This window comes from Nonomuraea sp. NPDC005730 (assembly GCF_040630865.1).
In the GTDB taxonomy this organism is placed as follows: Bacteria; Actinomycetota; Actinomycetes; order Streptosporangiales; family Streptosporangiaceae; genus Nonomuraea.
This window is the reverse complement of the sequence record NZ_JBEXYK010000029.1, coordinates 16,596-28,361: the sequence shown is the minus strand read 5'-3', so window position 1 is coordinate 28,361 and position 11,766 is coordinate 16,596. Positions and strand designations below refer to the sequence as shown.

The following is an 11,766-nucleotide window of genomic DNA, read 5'->3' as shown; positions in this document are numbered from 1 at the left end:
CTGGCAACCGCAGCAACCCACCGAGAGGGAGATCATGACGCCCGATCCCGACCACATCGAGAGTCTCCTCCGACAGGGCGTCCACCAGGAGGTCTATCCCGGCGCGGTCTGGGCCGTCGGCGACGCCGACGGCACTCAACTCACCGGTGCCTGCGGTCTGCTCGATCCCCGCGACCTGGACCAGCCCATGACCCAGGACACCGTCTTCGATGCCGCCAGCCTCACCAAAATCGTCGCCGTCTGGTCGATCATCGGCATGCTTTGGGAACAGGAACGCCTCAGCCTGGACGACCCGCTCTCGCTTCACATGCCGGAGCTGGACGGCTTCGAGCTCGGCCCGGTCACCATACGCCAACTCCTCACCCACACCGCGGGCCTGCCACTGCGGGCCAACCTCAAGAACCTCTACGGCAGCGATCCGCGCCAGATCCGGGACGGCGTCCTCCGGGAAGCCCTGCACCGCCCACCGGGCCAGGCCGTCGAGTACACCGACCGGGCCGCCCTCATCCTCGGGTTCCTCGGCGAACACCTCGCCGGCGCTCCGCTGGACCGACTCGCTCAGGCGCACGTCTGGCGCCCCATGGGGATGACCACCACCACTTTCGGCCCCCTTCCACCCACGCTCATCGGGCGCTGCGCCCCCACTGAATACGACGAGGAGACCGGCCGACACCTCAAGGGCACAGCCCATGACTTCTCGGCTCGGCTGCTCGGCGGGGTGTGCGGAATCGCCGGCGTCTTCTCCACCTTGCCTGATCTGGCGCAGTACCTGCGGCATCTACTCGCTCCCAGCCCCGGGCGGGGGTTCGGCGCCGCCTGGATCCAGGAGTCCCTCCGAGTGCAAACGGGAGATCTACAGCCTGCGCGAGGCCTGTTCTGGCACCCGGCCGCCGGAACCGATCCCGCTGACGGCATCTTCGTCCACTACGGCTTCACGGGGACCGGGATGTGGATCTCACCCAAGCAAGATCGATGGGCAGCGCTGCTGACCAACAAGCTCTACTACGGTCGCGACCGCCAGCCGCTGACCGAGATCCGTAACGCCTTCCGAGCCCTGGCGTTCGCGTAGGTGGCGTCACCTGTGGAGCACCTCGCTCAAGCGTTTCTCCGTCCGATAGTCCCCTGGCACGCCAAGGCTGCGCTGGTGCTGACGTAGCAGCTCGGCGGTCCGCGAGGCATCGTCGCGCCGGTCGAGCCGCAGCTGCAACCGGATGATACGGAAGTACGTCTCTTCTGTATCGGGGTCCAGCTGGCGGGCACGCTCCAGCGCGGCCAACGCGCCCTCGGCGTCCACGTCAGTGAGGTGTTCCGCCAGTTGCGCAAGAACGTCGGCCTGGGAGCGGGTCAACGGATACCGCTGGTCCTCGATCCACTCCGCGGTGAGCCCTTCCGCCAGCTCGCCGGTGCACAGCTCGGCCGCCTTCGTGAGGGCAACGAGACGGTCGGCCGGCTCGACGGCCGACCTGATCCGCTCCAGCGCCTTTTCGTAGTCCCAGAGGTCAACGCTGATGAGGTCGCGATCGATGCGGTAGACCGCGGAGTCCTTCGTGGTCGAGGCACTGATGAACGGTGCCCGCTTCGCTTCGACGCTCTTGTGCCCTGTCGCAGCCACAAGTGCGCCTCGGAGATGTCGGAGAGCGTTGTGGATGTCCTTGCCGAGATCGTCGGGCCAGAGCGCGGTGGCCAGCTGATCACGGGTCACACCGTTCGGATGCAGGGCGAGATAGGTCAACGTGCTCAGCTGCAGCCAACTCAGCGTCAGTGCTTCTGACCGGCCACGAACGTGTACAGCAGGATGACCGAGAACCGTCAGGCGAACAGGCGTTGAAGCCGGCCAATCACATGGTTCTTCGCCTGTCGCAGGCGCAGGCGCAGGACTGTCCTCCTTGTCCGGAATAAGCTGGCGTAGATGAGCCGCAGCCTCGTCCTTGTTGATGTGGAACATGAGCGCGTCCATCAACGAGTCGTTGCCACCCCCCTCGACGCGATGTGTCTCGCCGATGTCGCAAGTGATGCCCTCTGGCCAGGACCCCAAAAACAAGCCGCCCACCCCTGCACGCCGGCCGGCTGTGAGAGGCGCCGTGGCGTGCTCGTAGACCTCGTCATCGAGTTCGGCGATGAGCAGGGTGGCAGGCAGGGCTTCGCCTGGATCGTTTCGGCGTACTTCGCCGATGTCCGTCGACTCGCGTTCGAGCACCATCCGCATGCGCATGAAGTACATCTCCTCGAACTGCCGCAAGGCGTCCTCATGCGAGGCGGCAAGCAGGAGCCCCGGCAGCGCGGCGCCGATCTGCTCGACCTCCTTTCCAGACAGACCGAACAGCTTCTCCACCAGGGCCGAGCAGATGATGATCTGAACGCGGTAGTTGCTCGACTGACGAAGCAGGTCGACGATCAGATAACGAACGACGTCATCTGCTCCAGCACCGGTGAGACCAAACCCAGGTCCTTCAAGGGCGACCCGTAGCGGCGAGCCGTCCCCTCTCTGTCCCAGATGGATCTGGTCGGGGACATCGATCGAGTGCTCCTGCTGGATCAGCTCCCCATCGGCGGGTATCGGCTCGGCGCGTTGGGCGAACGCTCGACGGTGGGCACGGTGTAGCTCCAGGACAGGGGCTGGCGGCTCGGGCTCAGGACTGATAACCACAGGTTCGTCGGAGGTTGGGGGAACTCGCCGGCGGCGTCGATGGAGACGACCAGCGATATAGGCGGTGCTGATCCCAGCGGCGTACGACAGAGCCACCAACGAGCCCGACGAGAGCTGAACGACATCATCGCTTTCACGCTGCTGGAATGGCGTGATCGACGGTTTGGCCAAAGTCGGTTCTGCCGCCGGCGGCTGCTGCCTTGGGGGCACTGCACGGGAGATCTCTGAGCGCTTGAGCGGAATGCGAAGCTTCCAACCAGGATGGATCACACCTGGATTCGTGAAGGTCCGGCCATGTGGTTGCCGTGATCCGGCGTTGGCCTTCCAGATCTTCGGCCAACGGCGTGGGCTGCCCAGTTCCTCGTCGGCGATGCCCCAGAGGGAGTCCCCCTCCTTCACCCGGTAGATCCGCTCCCTTGGAGGCGACTCCACATCTGGCGTGACGGCTTGCCCCAGTGGATGCGCGGTCGCCACGGCGATCACGTCTGGCGGAGCTGCGGCACTGCTGACCCCTGGAGTGAGGACTGCCAGTGTCGCCGAGGCAACCAAGTACGCGACAACGCGTTGCATCCCTTGAAGACCAGCGAGCCGAGGTACGGCACGTCGGCCTCGCAGTTTGGCGATGACCTCGACGAGGACGCTCACCGTGAAGGCCGCCCATGCTCCCCATGCGACAACTTCCAGGCCGGCCACGAAGAGCGTTCCGTCGGCAGGCGCGCTCAACACTTCAGCGACTTCGCGCAAGCTCGGCAGATGATCGGGAACGGGGGATCCCACGATCTTGCAGAACAAGACGGGGAAACCGACGACACCTGAAAGCAGTACAACGAAGGCGGCCACAGCACGCAGCAGGCGAAGCATCGTCATCGGCCAGGCCCTTCTACGCCTGCGACCAGGTTCGCATCGGCATGCGCCGTCATGGATACGGTGGTCATGCCTATCAGGGCAAGCAGCCAGGTCGCCTTGGTGACCGTGACAGTGACCCGAACAGAGGTGGGCCCAGAGATGACGACGTCACCCTGATGGCCGGTGCGAGACAGATGCTCTCGCGCCGCACGAAGAGCGGCACCGCGGTCGACAACCAGCTTCTCACCGCGATAGGCCGCGGCACGATCGATCTGTCCTGCCCCCGCTCGGGCGGCTTCCTCAGCGATGCCAACCGCCTCCCATCCGGCCCTCAACTTGTTTCCCAGATCGACGACCAGGCCGACGAACAGCATCAGGACCATGACGAGAATCAGGGCGTACGGCGTGATCGAGCCGCGCTCACTGTCCGGCGACGTCCACCGTCGCATGGCTCACCTTCCCCTTGTTCTGTAGGGATCCAGCGGGCTGAGGGAGGTGGCGTGCCGCTCGATGCTGCCGGGCAGCCCGGGGAAGGCCACGTCCGCCAAGGGCACGGAACAGGAGACCGATGCGGACACGTCAGCCGGAGTGCCCACCGGGCGGCTGAAGCCTGCAGTGTTCACCGTCACCGCGACCGCCTTGCAGTGCACGTCATGACCAGCCAGCGATTCTTTGGCACTGGCCTTTGCCTCACGGGCAGCGGCGGCGGGTGTTCGAGCGATTGACGCTTGGCGCGCGGCATCCCGAGCAGCGGCTTCCACCGCGGCGCCGGCGACGGTGATGCGGCCGACGGCCACGCCGACCAAGATGATCAGCATGATGACCGTGATGGCAAGAATGGCTTCGACGGTGACGCTGCCTTGCTCCTTCATGGTGTGCCTTCTGCCGGGCTGAAGCGTTCGACGGCTCCGGCCGCCTGCTCGGAGATGTCGATCGCCGGTAGAAACGGCACCAGGGACAGCGATCTGCCCGTCACAGTGACTCGAACCGTGTTGGAGTCACCCGTGCTCGCGGCGCTGATCGAGGTCAGGAGGCCGCTGGCGGTTCGTTCCGCGTACTGCCTGGCCACGCCGGCTCCGGAGGTGTGGGCAGCACCGTAGGCGCGGGCGGCCCGTACTCCTTGCTGGGCGGCGGCGAGCGCAACCGATTGGGCGAAGAACAGCAGGCATATCTGCATGCAGGCCATGACGGCGAGCATGAGGATGGGCAGGGCGATCACCGCCTCGGCGGTCACGCTGCCCCGATCAGCGCGGGACATCGGCTACCTGTCTAGAAGTCGATCGAGTTCGCCTTGTCGATGATCTTGGCGGTGACGATGCCCATGACGGTGACCGCGACCAGCACCAACGCCGCAATAATGATCATCGCCTCCGCGGACATCGCGCCCTTCTCAGGTTCTCGGCGGGCACGCTGGAGACGGTCCTTGAGGAGGCTCGCCAGCGCGGTCCAGTACGCGGCCTGCGGCGGTAGGAGCTTGGGCATGGTCGCTCCCTTTCAGCTCATGATGCGGTAGATGGCGGGGAAACAGACGAGCACTAGGAAGCCGAAGACGGAAACGCCGATCGCGATCGGCATCTCGCTCGTGCGGCTGTTGGCTGCGGCTCGGGCGTCGGCCAAGGCGGCCGTACGCATGGATTGGGCCTTGGCCAGGAGGGTGGTCAGGACGCGGGTGCCTTCGGATCCGGCGTCCTCCGCGATGTCGGCGAGTTCGGTGAGTTGCGCGATGCCGACGCGGTCTCCGAGCGCTCCGAGTCCTCTCCAGGGTTGCTCGCCTGCGCGTTTGGCGTGCTGGATGACTTGGGCGATCTGGCCGAACACCCATCCGCTGCAGATGTCCACAGGTGCCTGAAGCGCCTGAGGAGGACCAGAGCCTGCGGCCCGCTCCAAGGCGACCATGTCGAGATACGTCGCGAGGGCGGCCCGAAATTCCTGGCGGCGTTCGCGGGCCTGGCGGCGCGTGCTGATGTCTGGGATGAGCACGAACAACAAGGCGAGCACCACGGCGGCACCTACGGGAACGGACCAGGGCAGCGGAACGCCGGCGAGCGTGCACATCAGATTGAGCGGCACCGGGAAGAGCAGACCAACCAGCAGGAAGACGACGCGTTGGGCGGTGAAGCGCTCCACGCTGATGCCCAAGAGCGCCAAGTCGTCGCGCGGGATCGGCAGCCGGGACAGGCGCGTCCTGATCCATTCTGCCCGCGCCGGGGCGGGCTGCCCGGCGAGCCGGGCGAGCGCGGCATCCAGTCTCGGAGGGCCGGGGAACAGCTCATTCAAGACGATCAGCAGCCCGAGGGCGAACAGTGCTCCGCCTGCCATGGCCAGTAGGTTCATCGCTTCGCTCCGGGACCGTTCAAGAACCGGTAGCCGGGAGCGGCGTGACCGAGCCGATGCAGCCATGCCAGTGTCACGGCGTAGAACAGCACCACGACGGCCAGCACCAGCTGGCCGAGCGGAGTACCGAACGGCGCGACGTAGCTCTTCTGGGCAACTGCGAGCGCGCCGAACCCAGCGAGGATGGCGATGATCCAGCGCGCTGTCGTGCGGTGCTCGGCCCGGGCCGCCTCCACCTCCCGACGATCGGAGACGTCCTTGGCCACCAGCTCGGCCAGTTGCTGGAGCACGGCGCTGGCCCCCTTGCCGCGGCGACGGGCGGCCAGGATGAGGGCGGCGGCGATCCTGTCGCCGACGGCGTCGTCCACCTCGTCTGCGAACAATCGCAACGCGTCCTCGGTCGACATGCGGGTGACGCGGAGCCTGCGCGCCAGCGCGGTCACCGGCGCGGCGATGGCAGGCGGGACGTTCCGGGTCGCGCTGTGTTCCAGCGCCTGTTCCAGAGCCCGACCGGCGATGAGCAGGTCAGCCAGCCTGCGGGTCCACTGCTCCAATGCCTCCAGCTTGCGGATTCGGTCCGTAGCGGCCCGCCCGGTCATAACCTTGGGAAGTACGAACACCGCAGCGGCGGTAGCGACGGCGGCCACTGGCCAGCCGGTCAACCCCCAGACCACAGCGGCTGCCGCCAATGACACGGCGACCATCCGGTGATGTTCGTGGACCGCTTTACGGACCGCGATCCAGCGCGACGGGGGCCGGGCGGGCAGATCGGTGGCCGACGTACGCAGAGCCATGACTGTCCAGATGACGCCGCCAAGGATCATGGCACTGCCGAGTCCCGCCAGCAGGGCGCCGTTCATCGGATCTCCCATCGAGCAGCCATGGGATCGAGATGTGCGGGGTCGAAACCCACGGCTTTAAGCCTGGGCAGGCACTGCGGCGTGATGTCGGGCACGGCCCGGCCACCAGGTCCGGTGGGCCTGTAGAGGTGGTTGCGGCTCGGCATCTCGCTGTCGGCCGGCGGCAGCACCTCCAGGACCTCGGACACGAACCGTGTGTTGGTCACCGGGTCAAGACGCAGGTGCACGACCAGGTCGATGGTCTCGCCGGTGTTGAGGTGGATGACGGCGGGCGGTGTCTGAGCTCCGACACCGCGGGTCCACAGCATGACGATCCTGTTGAAGATCTCCTCGGTGCCGTCGGCATGGATGGTGCACATCGAGCCGGGATGTCCCGTGTTCATGGCCTCGAACATCGGAACGATCTCATCCGCCCGTACCTCACCGACGATGATCCGCTTGATGTTCTTACGCAGAGAGTGCGGAATCAGATCGTTCAGCCCGATGCCGCCGGCGCCTTCTGAATTGGGTTGCCGCGCCTGGAAGGCGATCACGTTCTGGTGGCGGTCCGTGAGGCGATCCAGGAACAGCTCGTAGTCCGACTCCAACGTCGCCAGCCGCTCCACCGGATCGATCACAGAGGCGAGCGCACGCAGCAACGTCGTCTTGCCCGCCGCGGTGCCACCGGTGATGACGATGTTCAGCCGCGCCAGTACGGCGGCTCGAAGGAACGCATACAGGCTGCGGCTGATCGTGCCGAGCTTGAGAAGGTCATCCAGGGTGACGTCCACCAGGCGGTGGCAGCGGATGCTGGCGCAGGGGCGGCGGGTGATCGCCATGGTGGCGCTGAGCCGTACGCCGACGCCGTCATCGCCTTCCGCCGGTCGCAGCGCCACGTTGAGCAGCGGGCTGGCCGCGGAGAACTCGCGTGGGTTGTAGCTCTTGTGCAGCGCCCACATCTGGATCATCTTGACGAGGTCGTCGTCGCTGGCGGCGACTGCCGGCCCGCGCTCACATCGTCCGTCTCCAAAGGTGATCCACACCTGATCGCAGCCGTTGAGATCGATGCTCTCCACCCGCGGGTCCTTCAGATACGGAGTGAGCGCCCCCAGCTCGAACCGCTCATCGATCACCGCTTCCACCAGCTGACGCTGCATGGCGAAGCTCACTGGTTTTCCGGAGCCGACCTGGCCCTGGGCCCAACGCTGGACGTGCGTCTGGATGATCCGCCGGGCGTCGTCGCGATCCTCGCTGTCCCTCAGATCGTCGGCGACCGCGACCGATACGGCCAAGACCGCCTCTCGGAACGCCCCATCGTCGGACACCACCTCGGCCTGCGGAAGGACGATCGGATCCATCGTGGTCCGCGGCGGCCAGGAGTCGCTCATGGCGCCGTCACCTTCTTCTCCAGATGCGACCTCATCGCCGACCCCAACCGTGAAGCACCGCGCAACAAGCCGGACCTATGAAAGGACTTCCTGGCCGGCACGCCATCCGACAACACCATGGCCGCCCTCCAGTCGTCAGGGATCTGCGCGAGCACAGGCAGGTCGAAGAGCGCCTTGCTGACTTCCTGAGAGGTGTACGGCCCACCGCCGACGGTGCACAGCCCGACCGAGACATCCGTTCCTACCCGGCGCCCCAGCGCGTCGAGCCGCGGGCGGGCCTGCACCACATGCCGCAGTGTCGGCCGCACCAGCATCACCGCCACATCACAGGCCGCGATCAGGCTCATCGGCGTGTCGGACCGGCCGATCTGACCCACGTCGACGACCACATCGACCTTCTCCTGAGCGGCCATGAGGACTCCAGCAACGGTCTCCCAGGCACCTTCCAACTGCACGAGGTGGCGGGGATCACGCAGTCCGGGAAGCAGTAACCACTTCCTCGCGTCCTGATCAAGTGCGATGACGTGCTTCCACACGATGGCCGGGTCCGAGTGGTGAGCGGCGGCCAAGGCCAGCTCCAGCAGCCCGTACTCGTGCCCGTCCATGCTTCCGGCCAGGAAACCCTGCAAAACGCTGCCGCCCTGAGGGTCACACTCGGCCAGCAGCGCCCGCCCCTCCCAGACGTACGTCGTAGCCAGTGCCGTGGTGGTGACCCCGGGAGACCCGCCCGGACTCATCAGCGCGAACATCGCCATCAAGGCCTCCTCGGCGTCAAGGCCATGGCGATGTTCCCGTCTGATGCCAGCGCGGCGAGTCTGGGGCCCTCATGACTGGGCACAAGTACGTCCACCACCATCAGCCCGTCGTTGTCCGGCCCCTTGACCTGATCCACCACAGCCTCGACCCCTCCGGACGATGCCTTGACGTCATCAGGGACGGTCTGAGCATCCGAGGCGGGCACGACCAGAAGTCGATCACCGGGTTGTAGCCCTCTGGCTGGGAGCCGACTGGGCTTGACGGCGATCGGAATGAGCTGCTGATCAGCCAGGGGTGTGACCTGATCAGTCACCATCCGGGACTGGACGAGCACGCCCTTCATCAGGTCGACGGCCGCCCGCTTGCCGATCACCCGCTGTAGCTCATGACTGCCGACAGCGGCGACGGCCTGGTCGGCGCCCATCATGGCAGTCGAGATGTTCTGCGCGGTGAAGGGCTGCCCGAGCGCCACATCCTGGGTGACCACCAGCACCGGCTCACGATCGTTCAACCGCATGACCGTCTGGACGGTGAGGAATGCGCCGCCAGCGACCACCAGCGTCCCGAACACCAGCGAGCTACGCCGGCGCTGACGCGGCTGCGAGAGGAGCTTGGGAGCACGTGTCGGAGGCGGCTCACCTACGGACAGCTGTCCCGATGCATCGGAAGTCGTCTCGCGAGCCATTCAGGAACCCCTTCCAACCAGCGCCGGCGCCTCGCCGATGCGCAGCGGGAACGTCGTCGAGGTAGTGATGGGTGCCACCGGCCCGCCGGAGCCACCCGATCCAGCCCATCGAGCCGTCCAGACCACCGAGACCTTCACCTGGTACTGCGCCCCTGGTAACCCGGCGCTCGACTGCGTGAACACGTAGGTGCATCCAAGGTTCTGATCGTCGGGAGATTTCGCGTGGTCATAGGGCGCTCCCGGGCCCGAGCATGTGAGGACCTTCTGTCCCGCGCCGGGCTGAACGGTCAGCTTCGAGGGAGTGGCGGTCACCTCGGCCCATACGGGTCCTGCCGTGACCTTCTTGCTGATCGCATGCCACTGAGCGGGCTGCACCCAGAAGAACTGCCGCAGCCCTACGTAGCCGTTCTTTCCCCGGGGTGGCGCGGTGACGATCCCCGGCTGCGGCGGAGTGAGGAGACGTCGCGCCTCCTTCATGAGGTCTTCTGGCGAGACCCCAGGACCTGGCTGATCAGGAGCGACGGCGTTGAAGATGTTCCGTTTACTGTCAGGACCGCGCTCACACTCGATGTAGCTGATCGAGCCCCCGTCGATGCTATGGCAGCCGCTGAAGGTGCCACCCGACGCTCTCCGGGCCCCTTGAGCGGTGCTACCAGGGCTCACCTGCCGCCCGTGTGAGCTGTACGTGACCCAGTTCCCGCCCAACCGGACGGCTCCGTTGTCGTCATGCGGCGGCCCATGCAATGCCGTAGCCAGGATCGCGCTCACCGCGACGGCGAGGTGCATGTCGTTCCCTTCATACTCAGGGCCGTCAGCCGCCACCGCCCGTCATGGGAACGTTCCATAACTGCCGTAACCGTCGTGGTGGTTTTGGCGTCCGCAGTCTCCGGAAGAAGCCGGTGAGTGCGGCGATCCGCCATGGCCGCACCCGACATATCCAGGCAGTCTGTGACCTCGGCGTATGCGCCACTCACCCGTACTTCCTTGATTCGAGGCACGGCCTGACCAAACGGCTCGCGCCCCTGGGCGACCATGTGTCGGACGCCGTCGACCAGATGGTCGAGATAGCCGCCCCTCGCGTACGGCTGCAGCAACTCGCGCGCTCTCTCAGGGGACGACCTCCCCGCCTCGGCGAGGACGGACCAGTATGCCGAGTACGTCTGCACGATCAGGTCGTGCGGACGGGTAGCCTGCTCTGTCGCCACAGCGGTCGGCGTCGTGGGCATCGATCTGCGTGGAGGCGGAGCCGAGGAAGGCGTCGCTTGGCATGCCCCTACGACCAACGGAACGAGCAAAAGAGTTGCGGCACGGGCGCGAGACCCCACGAGTATCGCCATTTCGACTCCAAGTGATTACATGATCCCAAACGGTGGCATATGGTTCGATAAATGCATCAATAAGACCGAGAACAGCGCGTCCTGAAAAGCGTTGCGCGAGGTGCCACCTAGACCGAACGGGCACTCACCGACCCGACGGCACGACGAAATGCGCGACACCAACTCGCCGGCCCCCAATGGCGCGAGCCGCCTTGATGGCGTCAAGGGAAGCGCCGCGAGGGAGCCACCCCGCCCCCTCGCGCCTTCTATCTCACATCGTCAGGCCTTGGCTTCGCCCAAACCGGCGTCCCGCATCTCTCCCAGACCGCATGCCGCTTGGCGTCGAGATGTCCCCAGCAGAGCTTGAAAACCCACACATCACCAAGGACCGAACTGTCGGTCTCGCAGCCCCCCTGAGGGGCACGCACCTCGAACGGCCTTCGCGCGTCGATCTTGTTGTCGTTCATCCAGACCGCCTTGTAGACGCGGTCGTCGACCCTTCCGTCGCAGACCTTGACCGCGGATCGATCCGGTAGCACGATCACCCTGCCGTCGCCGTAGCTGGCCTGCCAGCCCTCAGTTGTGCCTGCGTGTGCCGTCGCTCCCGGCATCAGAGCACCCACCAGGATGCCTGCCGCCGTCCACACTCGTACTGCCACCCGTTCTCCCATCTCCCGGTTTCCGTTGACCAGAGAAGATAACTTTAAGTAATTGGTCAACTTCGTCAAGTGAGGGTTCGGTATGAAGCGCTCCTGGATGACCTCTATGAAGGCATTTCTGATCAGGCGAATTCAGGATGCTCGCATCGCTTCGAGCCGGGGGGCGTCAGCGGTGGAATGGGTGATCATCACCGCAATCATCGCAGGGGTGGCGCTTGGGCTGGCGGCCGTGATCAAGACTGCGGTGGAGAGCCGCCAGGCCGACATCGTGACCGAGCTCAACGCCAAGTAGACGC

General features: G+C 65.9%; 14 protein-coding genes. 2 read left to right on the top strand and 12 right to left on the bottom strand.

The window, feature by feature from the left end; all coding sequences use genetic code 11:
* The first annotated feature begins 34 nt into the window (after positions 1-34).
* A complete protein-coding gene (locus ABZ444_RS28550; protein WP_358003144.1) occupies positions 35-1,069 on the top strand; it encodes a serine hydrolase domain-containing protein in 1,035 nt (344 codons plus the stop codon).
* A gap of 6 nt (positions 1,070-1,075) precedes the next feature.
* Here the strand turns inward: ABZ444_RS28550 and ABZ444_RS28545 are convergent, their stop codons facing one another.
* The 12 genes from ABZ444_RS28545 to ABZ444_RS28490 all read right to left on the bottom strand — a co-directional run bounded on the left by ABZ444_RS28545 (position 1,076) and on the right by ABZ444_RS28490 (position 11,539).
* A complete protein-coding gene (locus ABZ444_RS28545) occupies positions 1,076-3,514 on the bottom strand; it encodes a LysM peptidoglycan-binding domain-containing protein (RefSeq protein WP_358003141.1) in 2,439 nt (812 codons plus the stop codon).
* Positions 3,511-3,942 (bottom strand): pilus assembly protein TadG-related protein, encoded by a 432-nt coding sequence (locus tag ABZ444_RS28540; RefSeq protein WP_358003138.1) that lies wholly within the window; start codon positions 3,940-3,942, stop codon positions 3,511-3,513. Before ABZ444_RS28540 ends, ABZ444_RS28545 begins: the two co-directional genes overlap by 4 nt.
* 3 nt (positions 3,943-3,945) lie before the next feature.
* On the bottom strand, positions 3,946-4,365 hold the full coding sequence (locus tag ABZ444_RS28535) for a TadE/TadG family type IV pilus assembly protein (RefSeq protein ID WP_358003135.1): 420 nt from the start codon (positions 4,363-4,365) through the stop codon (positions 3,946-3,948).
* Complete coding sequence (locus ABZ444_RS28530) at positions 4,362-4,727, bottom strand: TadE family protein (RefSeq protein WP_358003132.1); 366 nt, start codon at positions 4,725-4,727, stop codon at positions 4,362-4,364. The genes ABZ444_RS28535 and ABZ444_RS28530 overlap by 4 nt, the downstream gene beginning before the upstream one ends.
* A 35-nt stretch (positions 4,728-4,762) precedes the next feature.
* Complete coding sequence (locus ABZ444_RS28525; RefSeq protein ID WP_358003130.1) at positions 4,763-4,975, bottom strand: hypothetical protein; 213 nt, start codon at positions 4,973-4,975, stop codon at positions 4,763-4,765.
* Between the two features lie 12 nt (positions 4,976-4,987).
* Positions 4,988-5,827, bottom strand: coding sequence for a hypothetical protein (locus ABZ444_RS28520; RefSeq protein ID WP_358003127.1), 840 nt, complete (start codon positions 5,825-5,827; stop codon positions 4,988-4,990).
* Positions 5,824-6,687 carry a type II secretion system F family protein gene (locus ABZ444_RS28515; protein ID WP_358003124.1) on the bottom strand — a complete coding sequence of 288 codons (864 nt, stop codon included), beginning with the start codon at positions 6,685-6,687 and terminating at the stop codon, positions 5,824-5,826. The genes ABZ444_RS28520 and ABZ444_RS28515 overlap by 4 nt, the downstream gene beginning before the upstream one ends.
* Positions 6,684-8,054: an ATPase, T2SS/T4P/T4SS family gene (locus ABZ444_RS28510; RefSeq protein WP_358003121.1), complete on the bottom strand. Its 1,371-nt coding sequence runs from the start codon at positions 8,052-8,054 to the stop codon at positions 6,684-6,686. The genes ABZ444_RS28515 and ABZ444_RS28510 overlap by 4 nt, the downstream gene beginning before the upstream one ends.
* On the bottom strand, positions 8,051-8,809 hold the full coding sequence (locus ABZ444_RS28505; protein WP_357968459.1) for a hypothetical protein: 759 nt from the start codon (positions 8,807-8,809) through the stop codon (positions 8,051-8,053). Before ABZ444_RS28505 ends, ABZ444_RS28510 begins: the two co-directional genes overlap by 4 nt.
* On the bottom strand, positions 8,809-9,495 hold the full coding sequence (locus tag ABZ444_RS28500) for an SAF domain-containing protein (protein ID WP_357968456.1): 687 nt from the start codon (positions 9,493-9,495) through the stop codon (positions 8,809-8,811). The genes ABZ444_RS28505 and ABZ444_RS28500 overlap by 1 nt, the downstream gene beginning before the upstream one ends.
* Positions 9,496-9,972 carry a hypothetical protein gene (locus ABZ444_RS28495; RefSeq protein ID WP_357968453.1) on the bottom strand — a complete coding sequence of 159 codons (477 nt, stop codon included), beginning with the start codon at positions 9,970-9,972 and terminating at the stop codon, positions 9,496-9,498.
* Positions 9,973-11,077: 1,105 nt separating this feature from the next.
* Positions 11,078-11,539, bottom strand: a complete 462-nt coding sequence (locus ABZ444_RS28490) for a hypothetical protein (RefSeq protein ID WP_358003118.1) — start codon at positions 11,537-11,539, stop codon at positions 11,078-11,080.
* Between the two features lie 13 nt (positions 11,540-11,552).
* On the opposite strand from ABZ444_RS28490, the gene ABZ444_RS28485 reads away from it, so the two are divergent.
* Complete coding sequence (locus ABZ444_RS28485; RefSeq protein ID WP_357968447.1) at positions 11,553-11,762, top strand: hypothetical protein; 210 nt, start codon at positions 11,553-11,555, stop codon at positions 11,760-11,762.
* Positions 11,763-11,766 lie beyond the last annotated feature (4 nt).